Origin of the sequence: Nonomuraea sp. NPDC049714 (genome assembly GCF_044465295.1) — a bacterium.
In the GTDB taxonomy this organism is placed as follows: domain Bacteria; phylum Actinomycetota; class Actinomycetes; order Streptosporangiales; family Streptosporangiaceae; genus Nonomuraea.
In genome coordinates this window covers 355,403-374,561 of sequence record NZ_JBITLM010000005.1, presented here as the reverse complement: position 1 = coordinate 374,561, position 19,159 = coordinate 355,403, and the positions used below count along the sequence as shown (strand labels likewise).

The 19,159-nt window shown below is 69.6% G+C and carries 16 protein-coding genes; 6 read left to right on the top strand and 10 right to left on the bottom strand.

Translation table 11 applies throughout. The annotated features are described in order from the left end of the window. Nucleotides 1–65: 65 nt before the first annotated feature. From ACIBQX_RS22425 to ACIBQX_RS22415, 3 genes are all read right to left on the bottom strand, one after another. Entirely contained in the window at nt 66–3,737 is a 3,672-nt protein-coding gene (locus ACIBQX_RS22425; protein WP_397007413.1) for a nitrate reductase subunit alpha, read from the bottom strand. 126 nt (nt 3,738–3,863) lie between these two features. Then, nucleotides 3,864–5,078: an MFS transporter gene (locus ACIBQX_RS22420; RefSeq protein WP_397007411.1), complete on the bottom strand. Its 1,215-nt coding sequence runs from the start codon at nt 5,076–5,078 to the stop codon at nt 3,864–3,866. A 93-nt stretch (nt 5,079–5,171) separates the two neighbouring features. After that, entirely contained in the window at nt 5,172–6,086 is a 915-nt protein-coding gene (locus ACIBQX_RS22415; protein ID WP_397007409.1) for an aminoglycoside phosphotransferase family protein, read from the bottom strand. A 186-nt stretch (nt 6,087–6,272) separates the two neighbouring features. On the opposite strand from ACIBQX_RS22415, the gene ACIBQX_RS22410 reads away from it, so the two are divergent. Both ACIBQX_RS22410 and cpt read left to right on the top strand, forming a co-directional pair. Next, nucleotides 6,273–7,133 (top strand): TIGR03619 family F420-dependent LLM class oxidoreductase, encoded by an 861-nt coding sequence (locus ACIBQX_RS22410; RefSeq protein WP_397007407.1) that lies wholly within the window; start codon nt 6,273–6,275, stop codon nt 7,131–7,133. A gap of 68 nt (nt 7,134–7,201) precedes the next feature. Next, nucleotides 7,202–7,765 (top strand): chloramphenicol phosphotransferase CPT, encoded by a 564-nt coding sequence (cpt, locus tag ACIBQX_RS22405; RefSeq protein ID WP_397007405.1) that lies wholly within the window; start codon nt 7,202–7,204, stop codon nt 7,763–7,765. A 238-nt stretch (nt 7,766–8,003) separates the two neighbouring features. Here the strand turns inward: cpt and ACIBQX_RS22400 are convergent, their stop codons facing one another. The 3 genes from ACIBQX_RS22400 to ACIBQX_RS22390 form a co-directional block, all read right to left on the bottom strand. Further along, the gene (locus ACIBQX_RS22400) at nt 8,004–8,207 is read right to left on the bottom strand and encodes an SMI1/KNR4 family protein (RefSeq protein WP_397007403.1); all 204 of its coding nucleotides are present in this window, start codon (nt 8,205–8,207) and stop codon (nt 8,004–8,006) included. Nucleotides 8,208–8,297: 90 nt separating this feature from the next. Next, nucleotides 8,298–8,762 carry a hypothetical protein gene (locus ACIBQX_RS22395; protein ID WP_397007401.1) on the bottom strand — a complete coding sequence of 155 codons (465 nt, stop codon included), beginning with the start codon at nt 8,760–8,762 and terminating at the stop codon, nt 8,298–8,300. A 449-nt stretch (nt 8,763–9,211) separates the two neighbouring features. Continuing rightward, nucleotides 9,212–9,634, bottom strand: a complete 423-nt coding sequence (locus ACIBQX_RS22390) for a hypothetical protein (protein WP_397007399.1) — start codon at nt 9,632–9,634, stop codon at nt 9,212–9,214. Between the two features lie 123 nt (nt 9,635–9,757). Here ACIBQX_RS22390 and ACIBQX_RS22385 point away from each other — a divergent pair, with 123 nt between their 5' ends. Continuing rightward, complete coding sequence (locus ACIBQX_RS22385) at nt 9,758–10,573, top strand: helix-turn-helix domain-containing protein (protein ID WP_397007397.1); 816 nt, start codon at nt 9,758–9,760, stop codon at nt 10,571–10,573. Nucleotides 10,574–10,745: 172 nt separating this feature from the next. Here the strand turns inward: ACIBQX_RS22385 and ACIBQX_RS22380 are convergent, their stop codons facing one another. Together ACIBQX_RS22380 and ACIBQX_RS22375 are read right to left on the bottom strand one after the other, a co-directional pair. Continuing rightward, nucleotides 10,746–11,261: a TetR/AcrR family transcriptional regulator gene (locus ACIBQX_RS22380; protein WP_397007395.1), complete on the bottom strand. Its 516-nt coding sequence runs from the start codon at nt 11,259–11,261 to the stop codon at nt 10,746–10,748. Between the two features lie 137 nt (nt 11,262–11,398). Further along, on the bottom strand, nt 11,399–12,853 hold the full coding sequence (locus ACIBQX_RS22375; RefSeq protein WP_397007393.1) for an aldehyde dehydrogenase family protein: 1,455 nt from the start codon (nt 12,851–12,853) through the stop codon (nt 11,399–11,401). Between the two features lie 244 nt (nt 12,854–13,097). Here ACIBQX_RS22375 and ACIBQX_RS22370 point away from each other — a divergent pair, with 244 nt between their 5' ends. Together ACIBQX_RS22370 and ACIBQX_RS22365 are read left to right on the top strand one after the other, a co-directional pair. Then, on the top strand, nt 13,098–13,916 hold the full coding sequence (locus ACIBQX_RS22370; RefSeq protein ID WP_397007391.1) for a hypothetical protein: 819 nt from the start codon (nt 13,098–13,100) through the stop codon (nt 13,914–13,916). Nucleotides 13,917–14,029: 113 nt separating this feature from the next. Continuing rightward, nucleotides 14,030–16,147 carry a transglycosylase domain-containing protein gene (locus ACIBQX_RS22365; RefSeq protein WP_397007389.1) on the top strand — a complete coding sequence of 706 codons (2,118 nt, stop codon included), beginning with the start codon at nt 14,030–14,032 and terminating at the stop codon, nt 16,145–16,147. Here ACIBQX_RS22365 and ACIBQX_RS22360 read toward each other — a convergent pair. Together ACIBQX_RS22360 and ACIBQX_RS22355 are read right to left on the bottom strand one after the other, a co-directional pair. Next, nucleotides 16,144–16,644, bottom strand: coding sequence for a hypothetical protein (locus ACIBQX_RS22360; protein WP_397007387.1), 501 nt, complete (start codon nt 16,642–16,644; stop codon nt 16,144–16,146). The two genes, ACIBQX_RS22365 and ACIBQX_RS22360, sit on opposite strands and share 4 nt — an antisense overlap. A gap of 117 nt (nt 16,645–16,761) precedes the next feature. Next, complete coding sequence (locus ACIBQX_RS22355; protein WP_397007385.1) at nt 16,762–17,808, bottom strand: class I SAM-dependent methyltransferase; 1,047 nt, start codon at nt 17,806–17,808, stop codon at nt 16,762–16,764. Nucleotides 17,809–17,960: 152 nt separating this feature from the next. Between ACIBQX_RS22355 and ACIBQX_RS22350 the strand changes: the two genes are divergently transcribed. Next, nucleotides 17,961–19,100, top strand: coding sequence for an acyltransferase family protein (locus tag ACIBQX_RS22350; RefSeq protein WP_397007383.1), 1,140 nt, complete (start codon nt 17,961–17,963; stop codon nt 19,098–19,100). The last annotated feature ends 59 nt before the right edge of the window (nt 19,101–19,159 follow it).

Sequence of the window (19,159 nt, the reverse complement as noted above, 5' to 3'; positions counted from 1 at the left end):
CATTCGCTTCGCGGACCCGCTCGTTCCTCGCGTGTCCACTCCGCTCACTGCGTCGGGTTCTCTCATCAGTAATCGACCTCCTGGGAACGGCGGCGGATCACGGTGATCTCGTCCCGCTGGTTGCCGGTGGGCCCGAGGTAGTTGAACGCGAACGACAGCTGGGCGTAGCCGCCGATCAGGTGGGTCGGCTTGACCAGCAGCCGGGTCAGCGAGTTGTGGATGCCGCCGCGCCGCCCGGAAGTCTCGCTCTTGGGCACGTCCACGACCCGCTCCTGCGCGTGGTACATGTACACGGTCCCTTCGGGCATGCGGTGCGAGACGATCGCGCGGGCCACGACGACGCCGTTGCGGTTGACCGCCTCGATCCAGTCGTTGTCGCGGATCTTCGCCTTGGCCGCGTCCGCCGGGCTCATCCAGATGGTGGGCCCGCCGCGTGACAGGGTCAGCATGAGCAGGTTGTCCTGATACTCGGAGTGGATGGACCACTTGGAGTGCGGGGTCAGATAGCGCACGGTGATGCCGTTCTCGCCGCCGTCCCCGATGCCGGGCTCGCCGAACATCGCGGTCATGTTCAGCGGTGGCCGGTAGACCGGCAGCGCCTCGCCCGCCTCGTGCATCCAGTCGTGGTCGAGGTAGAAGTGCTGGCGGCCGGTGAGGGTGTGCCAGGGTTTGCGGTGCTCGACGTTGATGGTGAACGCCGAGTAGCGCCGCCCGTCGGCCTCGCTGCCCGACCATTCGGGCGAGGTGATCACCGGCACCGGCCTGGCCTGGGTGTCGGCGAAGGTGATCTGCTTGTGCTCGTCGGCCAGGCCGTCGAAGGACGTTCCCGTACGGCGGCCCAGCGTGGCGAAGCCCTGGGCGGCCAGGTGCCCGTTGGTCGTGCCGGACAGGGCCAGGATCGCCTCGCACAGGTCGCTGTCGCGGGCCAGGGACGGCCGTCCGTCGGCGACGCCGCCACGGACGGTTCCGGTCATCCTGGCGAGTCGGCCGATCTCCCCGGAGACGTCGAACGTCAGCCCCTTGGTGGTGGCGCCGAGCCGTTCGAGCAGCGGGCCGAGGGCCGCCATCTTGTCCGCGACCGCGCCGTAGTCGCGCTCCACCGTGACCAGCTTGGGGAAGTCGACCCCCGGCGTGGGCGTGTCACCGGTCGCGCGCCAGTCGCGCACCCGCCCGTGCGGGTTGGCCAGCTCGTCCGGTGTGTCGTGCATCAGCGGCACCGCCACCAGGTCCGTACGCGTGCCGAGGTGCGTCCTGGCCAGGGCGCTGAAGGCGGTGGCGATGGCGTGGAAGGCGGCGAAGTCGGTGCGGGTCTGCCACGGCGGGTCGATCGCCGGGGTGAAAGCGTGCACGAACGGGTGCATGTCGGTGGACGACAGGTCGTGCTTCTCGTACCAGGTGGCGGCCGGCAGGACGATGTCGGAGAACAGCGTGGTCGAGGTCATCCGGAAGTCCAGCGACAGCAGCAGGTCGAGCTTGCCCCTGGGCGCCTCCTCCGGCCAGGCGACACTGTCCGGCCGCTGGTCGGGGGCCGCCTCCTCGGCACGCACGGCCGAGTCGGTGCCCAGCAGGTGACGCAGGAAGTACTCGTTGCCCTTGGCCGACGAACCGAGCAGGTTGGCCCGCCACACGGTCAGCACGCGCGGCCAGTTCTCCGGCGCGTCGGGGTCCTCGCAGGCGAAGCCCAGCCGGCCCGAGGTGACCTCTCCGGTGACGTACGGCCCGGCCTCCTGCCCTGCAGCGGCGGCCTCGTCGGCGAGGTCGAGCGGGTTGCGGTCGAAGGTCGGGTAGGACGGCATCCAGCCCAGCCGCGCCGACTGGGACAGCAGGTCGGCGGTGGACCTGCCGGCGAACGCGCCGTCGCCGAGCGCGGAGGAGACGACGTCGGCGGAGAAGGAGTCGTAGCGCCACTGGTCGGTGTGCAGATACCAGTAGGCGGTGCCGATCATGTGCCGTGGCGGGCGCGACCAGTCCAGCGCGGCGGCGAGCTGCGCCCAGCCGGTGGTCGGCCGGCACTTCTCCTGGCCGACGTAGTGCGCCCAGCCGCCGCCGTTGACCCCCTGGCAGCCGGTCAGCGTGGTCAGCGCCAGGAACGAGCGGTAGATCGTGTCGGAGTGGAACCAGTGGTTCGTCCCCGCACCCATGATGATCATCGATCGGCCGCCGGACTGTTCCGCATTGCGGGCGAACTCCCTGGCGATGCGGGTCGCCGCGACGGCCGGCACGGAGGTGAGCGCCTCCTGCCAGGCCGGGGTGTACGGCTCGGCAGCGTCGTCGTAGCCGGTGGGCCAGCGGCCCGGCAGCCCGTCGCGGGCGACGCCGTACTGCGCGAGCATCAGGTCGTACACCGTGGTGACCAGGTGATCCCCGACGCGCCGCACGGGGACGCCGCGCTCCAGCACGCCGTCGCCGTGACCGTCGAAGCGCGGCAGCGCGACCGGTACGGCCTCCCCGCCCTGGACGGTCAGCAGCGGGTCCACCTCGCCGAGGTCGAGGTTCCAGCGGCCCTTGCCCTGCTCGGAGTAGCGGAACGCGAGCGAGCCGTTCGGCACGACGGGCGCGCCGGTCCGCGCGTCCAGCAGCACCGTGGCGAACGCCGCCTCCTTGCCCTCCTGGCCGTCCTGGCCCTCCTGCCCGAGGTCGGCCGCGGTGAGGAACTTGTCCGGCAGGTACGCGCCGTCCCGCTCCCGCAGCCGGACCAGGAACGGCAGGTCGGTGAAACGCTTGACGTAGTCGGTGAAGGCGGGCGTGGTGGAGTCGACGAAGAACTCCTTGAGGATGACGTGCCCCATCGCCATGGCCAGGGCGCCGTCGGTGCCGGGGTTCGGCGCGAGCCACTCGTCGGCGAACTTGGAGGCGTCGCTGTAGTCGGGCGACAGCACCACCACCTTCTGGCCCCGGTAGCGCGCCTCGGCCATGAAGTGCGCGTCGGGCGTGCGGGTGACGGGCACGTTCGAGCCCCACAGCATCAGGTAGGAGGCGTCCCACCAGTCCGCCGACTCCGGCACGTCGGTCTGGTCGCCGAACACCTGCGGGGAGGCCACCGGCAGGTCGGCGTACCAGTCGTAGAACGACAGCATCGCGCCGCCGATCAGCGAGACGAACCGGGCGCCGACCGCGTGGGAGGCCATCGACATGGCGGGGATCGGGGAGAACCCGGCGATCCGGTCGGGGCCGTAGGTCTTGATGGTGTGCACGTGCGCCGCGGCGATGATCTCGGTGGCCTCGTCCCAGGTGACGCGCACCAGGCCGCCCTTGCCCCGGCCCGACTGGTAGCGGCGGCGCTTGGCCGGATCCGTGGTGATCTCCGCCCAGGCGGCGACCGGGTCGCCCAGCCTGGCCTTGGCCTCGCGGTACATCTCCACCAGCACGCCCCTGGCGTACGGGAAGCGGACCCGGGTGGGCGAGTAGGTGTACCAGGAGAAGGCGGCACCCCGGGGACAGCCGCGCGGCTCGTACTCCGGCCGGTCGCCGCCCACGCTCGGGTAGTCGGTCTGCTGGGCCTCCCAGGTGATCACGCCGTCCTTGACGTACACCTTCCACGAGCACGATCCGGTGCAGTTCACGCCGTGCGTGGAGCGCACCACCTTGTCGTGACTCCACCGGTCACGGTAGAAGACGTCCCCCTGCCGGCCGCCGATCTGGTGCAGGGTGCGCAGATCATCGGATACGGCGCCGGAGCGCAGGTGCCGGCCCAGCTTCAGCAGAGCATCGCTGACCGGTCCGTCCATACCCGTCATAGGTGCACTCCTTCATCGACAGCGCGATAAGCCCGGACATGCCCCCTGGTGAGGCGTTAATCCCAGCGTCCTCCAACCTCCTTCGCGGGGTCAGGGGCGAAAGTCCCGCCGAACCGCCTGCGGACGTCACCGCGCGGCCACTTCCTGGCGCCGCTGGGCCGTGGCGCGCACCACGGTGACCGTCAGCAGCAGCGTCAGCGCCGACACCATGGCCAGCAGAGCCAGCCCCACCCCGTACGAACCGAGCCGGCCGTAGACCGCCCCCATCACCAGCGGCGGCACGAACCCGCCCAGCCCGCCGGCCGCGCCGACCAGGCCGGTGACCGAGCCCACCTTGTCCGCCGGGGCCGCCGCCGCGACCAGGGCGAAGGTGGCCCCACTGCCCGCGCCGAGCGAAGCGGCCATGATGAGGAACGCGGCCGTGCCCAGCATCATCAGCGGCGGCGTGAACGCCTGCACCGAGGCGCAGAGCGCGACGATGGCGAACACCCCGGCCAGCACCGGGATCGCCCCCATCCGGTCCGACAACCAGCCGCCGACGGGACGCGCCGCGACGGCCAGGATCACGAACCCGGCCATCCGGTCGGACGCGTCGGCCTGCTCCAGACCGTACGCGGACTGCAGGTAGACCGGCAGGTAGACGGAGAAGGCGACGTACCCGCCGAAGGCCACCGCGTACAGCACGCACGCCTGCCAGGTGATCGGCAGCCGCACGGCCGCGCTCAGCCGCGCCATGCTGGACTGCGCCGGAGCCGTACGGCCCGGCGCGTCCCGCAGCACGAACCAGGCCACGACGGCGTAGACGGCGAGCACGGCGGCGGTGAGCAGGAACGGGGTGGCCGAATCGCCCGCCCGGACCAGCTTGACCGTGGTCAGGGCGCTGATCGCGGTGCCGCCCATGCCCATGCCGAACACCCCGATGGCCAGCCCGCGCCGCTCGGGCGGGAACCAGGCGCTGACGAACGGCACGCCCACGGCGAACACCGTCCCGCCGACGCCCAGGAAGAACCCGCCCACCAGCAACGCCACCAGCGAGCCCTGCCCGAGCACGCCGATGAACAGCACGGGGACGATGGTGGCCGCCGAGATCAGCGGAAACATCACCCGCCCGCCGTACCGGTCGGTGAGCGCCCCGACGGGGATGCGACCGAGCGACCCGACGATCACCGGCACCGCGACCAGCAGCGCCTGCTCGGCGGCCGACAGGCCGAGCAGCTCCTTGAACCTGGGCCCCAGCGGGCTCAGCAGCGCCCACGCCCAGAAGTTCACCGCGAATCCCACGGTCGCCAACGCCAGCATCACCATGGGCCGGCCGGCCGGGCGGGTCGTATCGGTGCTCATGTCGTCCGTCCTTGGTCGCGCCGACTCGTCTGTTGCATCTCACCGCAGATGCCTCATGCCCTCGTAGGGACAAAAGTCCCGCCGGCGAAGTGCCTAGGTCGCGGACCGCATCCCGCGCCCTACGTGATCGGCCAGGACCTCGCCGATCACGTACCGGGCGTTGGCGGCGATCGCCGGGTTCGTGTCGACGTAGTAGGGGAGTTGGATCAGCGCCATGGACAGCGCCCTGCCCCGGCCTCTCTCCCAGGTCGCGTCATCGACGTCCAGGCCCGCCCGGAAGACGCGCCTCGCCGTGGCCGGGAGCAGGTTCCACGCGGGAATCAGATCGCACGCGGGATCACCCACACCGGCGGTCGCGAAATCGATCACCCCGCTGAGTCGTCCCCGATCCACCAGCAGGTTGCCGGGCATCAGATCGGCATGCACCCAGCAGGGCGGCCCATCCCACTCACCGGCCCGCAACGCCGCCTCCCACGCCGCCGTCGCCGCGCCGGTGTCGATCATCCCCTCCAGCGCCCCGATCGCGTCGCGTGTCCCGGCGTCCTGCGCCTTCAACGGCCCACCCCGGTACGCGGGCGGCCCACCGTCCAGCCCGACCTGGCGGAACGCCGCGACGAACCCCGCCAGATCCGCCGCCAGCCCTTCGGGATCGGTCAGCCGTCCAGCCTCCGGATTCACCCCGTCGAGCCACCGATAGACGGACCAGGCCCACGGAAACTCCTCAGTCGGCTCCCCCTCCCCGAGCACGACGGGCACGGCCACCGGCAGCACCGGAGCCAGCGACGGCAACCACCGCCGCTCCTTCACCACATCCCCGACCCCACCCTCGATCCGGGGCAGCCGCACGGCCATGTCGTCCCCCAGCCGGTAAACCGCGTTCACGGTCCCACCCGACGGAAACGCCTCCACAGGCAGCTCGGCCCACTGGGGGAACTGCGCGCCCAGCAACCGCAGCACGAGAGCCACGTCGATGTCCCACTCGTCGGCATGCATCTTGCCCGCGCCCATGACCACCCTCCTTGATGTACGCGCGCCATTCGAACGCTTTCACGAGGTGCCCGTCCACTCCTTTTCCGCTACAGGGGTCAGGCCCTTCGTGAGGTCAGCACGTACCGAATCGGCGGTTCCGCGCTTGCCTTGACATCGACGACAGGGTTGTAGCGTGCTCGCGCATACCGACCCCTGAGGATGACGATGAAATTCGCGATCAGCTACTCCACGGCCGACGGTGTCGATCCCGACAAGCTCGTGACGTATGCCCGGCATGCCGAGGACTGCGGCTTCGAAGGGCTGTATCTCCCGGAGCACATCGTGCTGTATCCCGGCGCCACGCTCGGCCCCTTCGAGTTCCCGCCGGCCTTGCCCTACCCCGATCCGCTTGACTGCCTGGGCTTCGTCGCGGCGGCCACCCAGCGCATCCTGCTGGGCACCGCCGTGCTGCTGCTGCCGTACCACCACCCAGTGATCCTGGCCAAGCGCCTGGCGACCATCGACGTGTTGTCCAAGGGGCGGATGCGGCTGTTGACCGTGGGGCTGGGCACGCTGCCCGGCGAGGCCAGAGCGGTGGGAGTCGACTTCGGCACGCGCGGACGCCGTGCCGACGAAGCCATCGACGTGTTGCGGCTGCTCTGGGAAGGCGGCGAGGAGGGCATCGGCTTCGACGGCGAGTTCTTCGGCTTCGACGACGTGACCAGCTACCCCAAGCCCCATGGGGTAACCCACCTGCCGATCCACGTCGGAGGATCGAGCAGGGCGGCCGCCCGCCGCGCCGGGCGGCGTGGCGACGGCTACTTCCCCGGGGGCGCGCTCACCCCCGAGGAGCGCGCGATCCAGCTGGATCTGGCCCGGGCCGCCGCCGTCGAGGCCGGTCGCGACCCTGGCGCGCTGGAGTACACGCGATGGGGGTCAATCGACATGTCCGCCGAACGGGTCGCGACCTTCGCCGCGCAAGGCGTGACCCGCATCGTGGTCAGCCCCACTGCGACGGAACCGGAACAGCAGCGAGATGAGATGTACGCGTTCGCCCGGAGATTCGCCCTCCGCGGTATCGGCTGACGCCCCTGAACGGGTGCGGGCCGAAAAGGGTTCCGTGTTTTGAAGGCCGGAGCTCTACCCTGTACGCCGTGACCACTCAGGTGATCGTGCTCAACGGCGGATCCAGCGCGGGTAAGTCCGCGATCGTCCGGCACCTGCAGGCTGTCCTGCCGCAGCCGTGGCTTGCCTTCGGGGTCGACTCGCTCATTGAGGCGATGCCCCTGTCCATGCAGTCCTCGGATGCGGGTATCGAGTTCGCCCCCGACGGCGGGATCAGCGTCGGACCCGATTTCATGGCGCTGCAAGCGGCGTGGATGGAGGGGATCGCCGCGATGGCCCGTGCCGGAGCTCGGGTCATCATCGATGACGTCTTCCTCGGTGGGGCGGGGTCCCAGCAGCGGTGGCAGCGAGTTCTCGGCGGACTGGACGTCCTGTGGGTCGGCGTCAGGTGTGCCGGCGCGGTCGCGGCCGAGCGCGAGAAAGCTCGGGGGGACCGGATCCGGGGAATGGCCGAGGCGCAGGCGGACGTCGTGCACGAAGGTGTGGTCTACGGCCTGGAAGTGGACACCACGCGGACCGAGGCCCTGGTGTGCGCGGAGGCTATCGCCGACCACGTACGGCAATCCGGCGAACGTCCCCGGTCACAGCACTAGCGATGCGCCTGAATGCGTCGGAAGGCTGCGGCCAGGGCGACTGTAAGTCCTGCTTGGTTCTTGGATCTGGATGTTTTCGGTCAGCGCAGGTCCGCCAACGACGGCCTCATCTCGCGCGACGACCTGACGGGATACTTCGCCAAGTATTGCCGGTAACTCGCACCAAGGCGGAGGCAGCACAGGGCCGTCGGCCCCGCGCCGGCGTGGACGGCATCGTCATCATCGTCCGCAGCTTCTACTACGACCTGCCCACCTGGGCAGCCGACGAGCCCGAGCCCGACGCCAGGAAAGCCCGGTGGTCGTCGGCAAACTCGATGCCGTACTCCTGCTCAATACGCTGGAACTCGATCTCGCTCAGCCCCGGCGCCATCTCGCAGCAGTCCGCAGCGGCGAGAAGGCGCGCTGCTTCTATCCCCAGCTTCATCCCATCCGGCTTCATCACGTTGGAACAGTACTGGTCCCGTCATCTGAGGCCGGACAGTCTTCGAAGATCACCTGGCTGCAGTCGAAGCCCGCCTGACGCGAGATGAGCTCAAGCGCGCGGCGGCAGGACCTCGATCACGGTTGCCGTTCCGGCAACAGGTCGGGCTTCGTACATGGTGATCACATCGCCGCACTTCAGGTGCCTCCACTGCTCGGGGCTCAGAGGAGCCAGCCGAACGTCGGCGGTCTCTCCCGGGCCGAGCTCCTGCGCATACTCCACCCACAACCGGGCGATGTTCAGTTCTCGCTCCCCGCCAGCGGTGCGGTTGCCAATGTCCCACATCGGCCGGAGCCGCCCGTCTGCGGCAAAGGCAGTCCGGCGTCGGCCCTCCTCCGCACCCACCAGGCTCAGGGTCGCCCGGACGGTGCCGTGTCGGACTTCCCAGCCCCGCCACTCGCACCAGCGCCGGCTGCGGTCGAGCATCATCTGGCGAGCGGCCTCGGCGAGGAGTTCCCAGAAGTCAACGGACACGGGGTGGACATCCCCGATCTCAATGAGAACGTCGAGCACCATCTCTCACTCCTGGCGCACGATGTCCTCGCGCACACCCCCGACTGTCTGTCCGTTCTCTGCCGCTGCGTCCTCCGGCAGTAGATCGACGGCCTGCCGAAGAAGTGTGAACGCGTCATCCATGTGCTGTGGCTGCCGTTACACCGTGAGGTGAGCCGTCAAACTGCGGTGCGGTGGGATGTTGTCCTTAGTTCGAAAGACAATTCTCTCTGATAGCCGCGCGCGATCTCGCCACACGGACCGAACTCGCGCACGGCCGTCCTCTCCGCCTGCGCGCGGCCGAGCCCACGTCGCTGCCAGGTCCGTTGCGTCGAGCAGGCCATCGCGCGCCTCGGCAAGGAGATCGCGCTTGATGCGAGGTGGACCTTTCAACCTGCGGTGCAGACGGTCCACGTAGTCGTCGATGACGCTCGCACCTGCCGCGACCTTCTCTGCCATAGCCGCTCTTGTCATCACCTCGCCCCCAGCCGCCGAAGCCCAGCGAACTCAAGCCAGGCATAGATGGCGACCACCAGCGCGCCGACCAGCATGAAGGCAACCCCCAAGCCGGTCAGCGGTATGACGTCCGCGAATGCCAAGGCCAGCAGCGTCACACAGGACAGCGCGTTGCCCGCCACGACGAACGCCACATATCGCACAGGGATCCGCGGATGACCAGCGATGAGGCCGAGCGCTGCGGCCCCGCCCAGCATGGCTACGCCGAACGGGATGGACCAGGCGGTCGGCAGGCCAAGCGGGCCACTGAGCGGCTGGGCGGCGGCGAGCATGACCGCGCCGAAAACAGCGGTGCTCCACCCGTCGATCCGCAAAATTGTGCGCAGCGGGCCCATGGTGTCGGTCTGTGGATGCCGGGCGGTCCCGGTCGGCGTGCTCATACAGGTCTCCTTCGTCCCGAGTGGGTCCTAACTGGACAAGACCATGTCACCGCTGCGGTTACGAGCTCAATAACCTCCGAGGTCATGGCGTCGCCCACCTGGTGGTGGCCTATCCTCCTCGGCATGGACGTGGAACAGCCGTCTCGGGTAGGGGCCTTGCTGCGGGAGTGGCGACAGCGGCGCCGACTCAGCCAGCTCGATCTCGCCAATCTGGCCGACACCTCGGCGCGGCACCTGTCGTACATGGAGAACGGCCGCGCCCGCCCGAGCCGGGCCATGCTGCTGCGCCTGTCCGCCGCACTCGACGTGCCCCTGCGCGAGCGCAACACGCTGCTGCTGGCCGCCGACTACGCCCCGGCCTACCGGGAAAGCAGCCTCGACGACGACTACATGGCCTCGATCCGCTCCGCGCTGGAAACCATGCTGACGGCGCATGAGCCGTACCCAGCCGTCGTGGTCGACCGTATCTGGAACGTGCTGCAGGGCAACCACGCCATGGGCGTCCTGATGGACGGCATCCCGCCGCACCTGCTAAAGCCTCAGCCGAATGTGTTCCGGCTGGCCCTGCACCCCGACGGGCTGGCCGCGCGGCTGGCCAACCTGGAGGAAGTGAGGAAACTTTTCCTGGAACGGCTGTCACGCCAGGTCAACGCCACCGGAGACACCGAACTCCGCCTTCTCTACAAGGAGGTTTCCAGCTATCCGATGCCATCGAGCGAGGAGACGGACCGCAACGGAGCCCCGCGACACCAGCCCAGCCCGATTCAGGTGCCCCTGAGAATCCGCACCCCGTTCGGCGAACTGGCAATGTTCAGTACCATGGCGACCTTCGGCGCCCCGGCCGACGTGACGCTGTCTGAGCTGGCGATCGAGCTCTTCTATCCCCTCGACGACTTTACTGCCAACGCCCTCCGCGCCCTATCGCGTGGCGGGGCTTGAGCCGGTCGTGCTCGCACCGGAGGTTTCCTTCCGGCTCGGCTGATCGCGCACCACTCCTCGATGCTGCACTGTGTGCCAGGCTGGCATAGAGTGCCAAGCGTGTAGGGGGAACACGCCCGTCAGCGGACCAGAGGGATGAGGCGCTCTCCCCCCACGGTGGCGGCGCCGGACATCAAGTTCCAGTTAGCGCTTCCGGAGGAGTGGAACGGTAAGGCCGGGCTCGCGCCCGTATGTCAGCGTGCGGGCCGTCGTCGGCGGATGCGAGGCGGCGGCGGACCTCGGGAAGCAGCTCGTCCTGCCATTGACGGTGCTTTTCGGCGGAGCGGGCATACAGGGACGGCGTGCCGTACATCATTGCGGAGATCTTGAGCAACTGGTCACGGGGAACCGACGTCTGCTCCAGGTCGAGGAATGCTCCCAGCAGTGCGCTCCAGGCGTCCTCGTCGGCGGGACGCTGCTCCAGGGCGGTGCGCAGAACGGCGCCGTCAGTGGCGAGATAGCCGAGGACTACGTCTTCCTTGGTGCCGAAGTAACGGAAGAAGGAGCGGCGGGAGATGCCCGCGGCGGCCGCGATCTCGTCGATCGTGGTGGCCTCGAAACCTTGCTCCAGGAACAGGCCCATGGCGACGGCGGTGATTTCGCCGTGCACAGCGCGCCGGGTCCGAGTCCAGAGACCTTCGGTGGGCATCCCCCACTTTACAGGACCATGAATGCCGGACTCGGCGCCGTAACGCCCCGTAAGGTGTCTCGCTTCTTGGCAAAAACCGTAAGGTGTCTCGCTTCTTGGCGAAAAGGAAGCCGGACACCTTACGGGGGCGTCGGATATCAGGCGGGGAAGCCGACCGAGTGGGTGTCCATGAACTCGCGGATTCCCTCAAGGCCCATCTCGCGACCCATGCCGCTGTGGTTGAAGCCGCCGAACGGAGCCCGCTCGTCCAGGTGGGCGGCGCCGTGGGCGTTGACGAAGGTGTAGCCCGTGCGCAGCTGGGCGGCGAGAGCGGCGGCGTGGTCGAGGTCGGTGGTCCAGACCGAGGAGCAGAGGCCGGACCAGGTGTCGTTGGCGCGGGCCACGGCGTCGGCCTCGTCGTCGAAGGGCAGGATCGGCAGCGTGGGGCCGAACTGCTCCTCCACCACCACGCGGGTGTCGTCGGCGGGGTCGAGGACCAGGGACGGGCGCAGGAAGTTGCCCTGGGAGACGTCCGCGCCCTCGCCGAACTCGCGGACCTCGGCGCCGGAGGCGCGGGCCTGGTCGAGGAGCTCCAGGACGTACTCCTTCTGCCGGGAGCTGTGCAGCGGGCCCATGGTCGTCCGCTCGTCGAGGCCGTGGCCCAGGCGGGTGGCGGCGAGGTGGCCGGACAGGCCCTCGATCACCTCGTCGTAACGCGAGCGGTGCACGTACAGGCGCTTGGTGGCCATGCAGATCTGGCCGGTGGAGTCGTACGTGCCGGTGAAGAGCTTCTGCAGGGCGTCGGGGCCGAGGTCGGCGTCGGCGAGGACGATCGCGGGGTCGTTGCCGCCCAGCTCCAGGGCCACGCGGGTGAGGGAGCCGGCGGCCATGGACATGATCCGCTTGCCGCCGCCGGGGCTGCCGGTGAAGCACACCTTCTTGACCCGGTCGTCCTGGATCAGCGCCGCGCCGATCTCCGCGTCGTGGCCGGTGACGACGTTGAGGACGCCCGGCGGAAGCAGCCGTGCGACCTGCTCCACGGTACGGACGACGGACAGCGGCGTGGTGGGCGGCGGCTTCACCACGACGGTGTTGCCGGCCAGGAGCGCCTGCGGGAGTGAGGCGGCCAGGATCGCCAGCGGCCAGTTGAACGGCACGATGATCGTGACCACGCCGAGGGGCAGGTAGGAGATTTCGGTGCGGTACGGCGGCGCCGGCAGGTGGGTCACCGTCTGGACCTGGTCGGCCAGGCCGGCGGCCAGGCGGAAGCGGTGGTCGAAGACGATGGAGTCGATGAAGGACTCCATCCGGATCTTGCCGTTCTCGCGGGTGAGCACCTCCGCCGTCGCGGCCCGGTCGGCCTCCAGCGGGGCCAGCGCGGCGATCAGCGCCTCGGCGCGCTCCTGCGGCGTGCGCGCGGCCCAGGCGGGGAAGGCCCGGTCGGCGGCGGCGACCGCGGACGTGGCCTGCTTGGCGCTGGCGGCCGCGGCGTAACCCACGACCGACGTGAGGTCGGACGGGTCGATCACCTTCAGCGCGTCATCGGCTCCGACGCTCTCGCCGTCGATGTAGAGCTCGGTTCGGATCTCGGGCAGCTGGTCCAGCGGCGTCATCGGCTGTTACCTCGGAGTCGTCCCAGGGGGCCGGGTAACCGGTCCCGAACCTGATGGGTTAGTGCACGGTATATCACGTTTCTGATGGCGTCCTGGATGAAGAGGACCGTTCCATTCAGTACGTTTCGGCGAGGTCGAACGCGACAAATGACGTAGTGGACGGACGACCTCAGCCCGGTTACCTGAGCCGCCACCTGAGCGACCATGCCTCTTAGACCGAACGGTCACGAAGAGGACGTCGTCAATGCCCGAGGACAGGCTGAGCGAGATCGCCGAATTCGCCGAGGCCGAGAACCTGTTCCGCATCCAGGATGAGGCGCCCGAAGCGGTCAAGACCGCGCTGGGGATGGCCTCGGCCCGTATCGGGGGAGGCGTCGTCCTGGCGATGCGGAACGACCCGATCGGCGGCTGCTGGAACAAGGCACTCGGCCTGGGCTTCACCGAGCCGATCACCCACGGGCTCATCGAAGAGGTCTGCGGCTTCCTGCGCGAGCGGGGCAGCCCCGGCGCCCACCTGCAGATCGCGCCGTCGGTGCTGCCGCCGGACTGGGACGAGATCCGCGCCGCCCACGGTCTGACGGCCGAGGACGAGTGGGTGAAGCTCGTCTGCCCGATCGAGGAGTTCCGGCACGGCGCGACCGAGCTGCGGGTCGGCCCCGTGGACGGTCCCCGCGCGGGCGAAGCGGCCTCGATCTTCCTGCGCGGCTTCGAGATGCCCGAGGGCGCGCTGTCGGACATGTTCGCCACGGTCGTACGGCTCGACGGGTTCGGCGCCTTCGCCGCCTGGGACGGCGACGACATGGTCGCCAACGCCTACGTCCTGTTCAACGGGGAGGCGGCCGAGTTGTCCGGGGCGGCGACCTTGCGGGGTCACCGTAATCGGGGCGCGCAGACCGCGCTGCTGGGGCTGCGCGCCGACGCCGCGGCGAAGGCGGGCTGCCGGTGGCTGGTCGCCGAGACGAACCTGCCGCCCGTGGGCCTGGCCAATCCGTCGCTCAACAACATGCTGCGGGCCGGCTTCCGGCCGCTGTACACCCGGCGCAACTGGCTATGGAAGCCCTGACCTGCGTCCATAGGGGATCGGATATCGGTCCATTGCTGATAGCGCTATTAGACATCGCTTGACCGGATCTGCTTTGCTCCTGGCCTCTGGTGAATGACAAACAAGGGCAAAGCATGCGTTGGGGGACGAAGGTCGCGCGGCTCGCCGTCGCGGGCGGGGCGGCGGGCGTGCTGGTGGCGGGGATCGTGCTCCCGGTCGTGGGGGGCGCGGGGCTCGGGTTCAGGACGGTGGCGAACGAGGTCGACATCAAGCCGGTCGACCTCGTCGAGCCGCCGCCGGCCGAGGTCACGGTCGTGCGGGACGCCAAGGGGAAGGCGTTCGCCCGCTTCTACGAGGAGTACCGGGAGGTCGTCGCCTTCGACGAGATCGCCGACGTGATGAAGACGGCGATCGTCGCGATCGAGGACTACCGTTTCTACGAGCACGGCGCGATCGACCTGGAGGGCACCCTCCGGGCGCTGGCCACGAACCTGCGGGCGGGCCAGGTGAGCCAGGGCGGATCGAGCATCACCCAGCAGTACGTCAAGCAGGTGCTGCTCAACTCCGCCGACACCGACGAAGGCCGCGAAGCCGCCCTGGAGGCCAGCTACGCGCGCAAGCTGAACGAGCTCCGGTACGCCATGGGCGTCGAGGAGAAGTACACCAAGGACCAGATTCTCGAGAAATATCTGAACATCGCGTACTTCGGCGCCGGTGCCTACGGCGTCGAGGCGGCGGCCAAGCGGTTCTTCGGCGTCAAGGCCGCCCGACTCACGCTGCCCCAGGCGGCTACCCTGGCCGGAGCCGTCCAGGATCCCAACGCCACCGATCCGAACCTGGGCAGGAAGCACCGCGACCGCCTCCAGGACCGCCGCGACGTCGTCCTGAACCGCATGGCCGAACTAGGCAAGATCACCCCAGAGCAGGCGGCCAAGGCAAAGGCCACCAAGCTCGGCTACAAAGGCACAAAGCTCCCCGGCGGCTGCGAAGCCAGCAAATATCCGTACTTCTGCCTGTATGTCCGGCAGGAGATCCTGAGCAACCCCGACTTCGGCCCCACCGCCGACGCCCGCCTGAAGATGCTCAACAGAGGCGGCCTGACGATCACCACCACGATCGACCCCGCCATGCAGGTCGCGGCGGACCAGGCGATCAAGAGGTACGTCTCCGCCTCCGACGCCCCCGTGGCCGCCGAAGCCCTGGTCGAGCCGGGCACCGGCGCGGTCAAGGCGATGGCGGCGAGCAGGCCCTACGGGCGCAGCAAGGCCCGCGACGAGATCTCGTACAACGTCGTCGCGGACGCCGCGCACGGCGGCGGCATCGGCTTCCAGGCGGGCTCCACCTTCAAGACCTTCACCCTGATCACCGCCCTGAAGCAGGGCATGAAGGTCGACGACGGCCTCACCGCGGGCGCCGGATACCGCGCGCCCGGCTACGCGACGTTCAAGAACTGCGCGGGCGAGAACATCGGCGACCCGACGCACACCGTCACCAACGACGAGGGCTCCCCGGGCTTCAAGACGCTGCGGACCGGTACCTGGGGGTCGGTGAACACCTTCTTCATGGAGCTGGAGCAGCGGGTCGGGCTCTGTGAGACGGTCACCACCGCCAAGTCGCTGGGCATCCGGCGCGCGGACGGGCGCGAGCTGCAGGAGTACGAGACCTTCACGCTCGGCATCAACGAGATGGACCCGGTGACGGTGGCCACCGCGTACGCGGCCGTCGCGGCGCGCGGCACCTACTGCGCGCCGATGGCCATCACCCGGATCGCCGACCGCGACGGCGAGGCGACCACCTACCGGCCGAAGTGCCGCCGGGCGCTCGACCCGGCGACCGCGGACGCGACGGCCGACGTGCTGTCCGGCGTGTTCACCAAGGGCACGATGCGCCACGTCGGCGGCATCGGGCGGGACGCCGCGGGCAAGACCGGCACCACGGACGATTACGCCGCCGCGTGGTTCGCCGGGTTCACCCCGGATCTGGCGGCGGCGGTGAGCCTCGGCGACCCGCGCGGTTCCCAGCGGCACAAGCTGACCGGGGTGACGATCGGCGGCCGGTACTACGGGGCCGTGGCCGGAGGCACCCTTCCCGGCCCGATCTGGCGGGACACCATGATGGCCGCGCTGGACGGCGTGCCGCCGACGTCGTTCACCCCCATCGACTCGGCCCGGTTCGAGGGCTGCTCCCAGGACTGCCGGCCCGTGGCGGACGACGGCGACGTCACGGTGGAGCCCGGCCTCGACGACGACTAGCCGGAGGACTGTGGCGCGGGGGACAAGGTGGCGCGCCACTGCGTGGGCGGCAGCACAGGAACCAGCGTCTTCACCGGGCCGGCGGCCTTGAAGGTGAAGGTGACGGGGATGAAGCTGCCGCTGCGCAACTCCTCGGCCAGGCCGGTCAGCACGACCTGGGGCGCCGCGCCGCCGCCGACCAGCTCGTTCGTCCGTACCAGCAGCTTCCGGCCGGAGATGGTGGCACCGGAGAACATGGGCTTGGCGCTCACCGAGACGAGCTCGTCGGGCCGGCGGCGGTCGTTCACCAGGACGAAGTAGAGCGGGACGTCGTCGCCCTTCCGCAGCGCCTGCCCCGGCTTCGCGCCGATCGCGAAGGCGTTCCTGAGCACCATGTCGTTCACGGTCGCGTTGGCGCCCTCGTTGGGCGCGTACTCATCGGTGCTGCGTCCCGGAGGCTCCGATCCGCCGCACGCGCACAGAGCCAGCAGGACGAGCACGAGGACCGGCCATCTCATCGTTTCCTCCATCGCGGAGCAGGCGGCTGTCTTGCGGCTGCCCGAGCTGGTTACCCGAGCAGCCCGGGCCGACCCCTCACCTGGGAAGCGATGGCCGCACGTTGGCGATGTCCAGACTCACGGCCGGATCTCGTACACCACGTTGAACGGTGTCTCCGCGGCCCGCCGGAACCGGGTGAAGCCCGCGTCCGTGGTCACCTCGCGGATCGCGGACTCGCCCGCCTGCGCGCCCAGCGCGTACCCGCCCTCCTGGGACAGGGCGTTGGGCACGCACAGGAACGTGGAGGCGCTGTAGTACAGCCGCCCCACCGGGTTGAAGTTCTCCTCGACCTTGTCGGAGGCGTTCGGCTCCACCAGCAGCCAGGTGCCGTCCGGAGCCAGCGCCTCCCGCACCCGCCGGGCGGCGCTGAGCGGGTCGCCCATGTCGTGCAGGCAGTCGAACATGGTCACCAGGTCGAAGTCCGTCCCGGTGAACGTCCGCGCGGTCGCCACCTCGAAGCGGACCCGGTCGGTGACCCCCGCCTCGGCGGCCCGATCGCGCGCCCGCGCGATCGACTCGTCGTGGTAGTCGGAGCCGACGATCGTGGCGCGCGGGTACGCCTCGGCGAGCAGCATCGACGAGGAGCCGAGACCGCAGCCGACGTCGGCGACCCGGCCGCCGGCGGTGAGCTTCTCGTCGACCCCGTCCAGCGCCGGGATCCAGCTCGACACCAGCGCCGCCACGTATCCGGGCCGGTAGAAGGCGTCACAGCCGACGATCACGTCCTCGTGCTGCTCGTGCCAGGCGAGTCCGGCTCCCGTACGGAACGCCTCGGTGATGCGCGGTTCGGCGCGCAGCGTGCCCAGCGCGAGCAGGAACGCGGCGGGCACGTTGGGGCCGTTCGGATCGGCCAGGCAGAACGCCTGCTCCTCGCTCAGCGAGAACCGGCCGGTCTCCGGCTCGTAGCCGACGTACCCGCCCGCGGCCTGGCCGCGCAGCCATTCGGTGAGGTAGCGCGGGTGGCAGCCGGTGCGCTCGGCGAACTGCTCGGGCGTCGCGGGGCCCTGCGCGAGCGCGCGGTAGAGGCCGAGCCGCTGCCCGATCACGACCGAGCCGGCGGCGTCGGTCGCCGCCATGTCGGCGACGACCCGGCCCATGAACTCTTCGACTTTCTCGTTGTTCATTCCTGGTCTCCTTCGTGCACCGGCTGATGCCGGTCTTCACCACCAGGGCTTTTCGTCCCACTACCAGGGATATGGTCGTGCTAACAGGGAGATCACCCCCTCCTATACCGTTGGTGCATATGGCGACCACTCCTGCCGCAACCGTTCAGACAGTGCCTGCCAGGCTCGCCTGGCTGGACGCGCTGCGCGGCATCGGCGCGCTCGCGGTCGTGTGCGAACATCTGAGCACCTGGGCCATGCCGTGGTTGCGGCCCGTGTCGTACAACGCCGGGGTGTACGGCGTGCTGGTGTTCTTCCTGGTCAGCGGCTACATCATCCCGGCTTCGCTGGAGCGGCACGGTGACGTGCGGGCCTTCTGGATCGGCCGCGCCTTCCGCCTGTATCCGCTCTACCTCGCCGTCATCTGCCTGGTCCTGGCCATGTCGTGGTGGATCCCCGTCCGTGAGGCGGTGCCCAGGGACGTCTCCGCCGTGGCCGCGCACGCGACGATGCTGCTGGACGTCGTCGGCGTGGGCGGCGTGCTGAACACCATGTGGACGCTGTCGTACGAGATGGTCTTCTACCTGATCGCCGCCGCGCTGTTCGTCGTCGGCGTGCGGGACGATCGCGGGCTGCTTCCGGTCCTGTTCGGGGTGATGTGCTCCATCGCCGGGCTGGTCCTGTCCGGGGCGCTGCTGTCGGGGCGGTGGCTGGCCTGGGTGTCGTTCGTGGTGTTCGTCGTCGGCCTGGGGTGTGTGATCTCCGGGCGTGGCCGTAAGGCGGGGGCGTGCGTGCTGGGCGTCATGGCGCTGGCGCTGGTGTTGTTGAGCAGCAACGTGCCCTGGTTCGCCGCCGCGGTGCTGGCGGTCATGTTCACCGGCACGGCGATCCACCGGTGGGAACGCGGCGAGGGGCCGCTGTGGCCGGTGGCAGTCGCCGCCCTGCTCGTGACGTTGACCCCGATCTGGGCCATCAACGCCGGCTGGTGGTGGGTGCGACCGGCCGTGTGGAGCCTGACCATCGTCCTGGTGATCGCCACCTTCGCCGCCGCCATGGCCTGGCGGACCCGCCGCGTGCCCGCCTTCCTCAGCTGGCTCGGCACGATCAGCTACTCCCTCTATCTGGTGCACCTGCCGATCCTTCTCGTCTTCATGCACGTGGCGGGGGAGATGCGCGGGGCGCCGCCGCTCGCGCAGATCGGCATCAGCGTGGCCTTCCTCGCCCTGCTCCTGCCGGCCAGCTGGCTGTCCCACCGATTCCTTGAGCTCCCCCTGCAACGCGTCGGCCGCCGCCTCGCCGTTCAGCCCGCCTGAGCGCCCGCACCCTGTCGAGAATCGATCTGGCGGAGATGTCGAATTCCGGCATGCGGCGG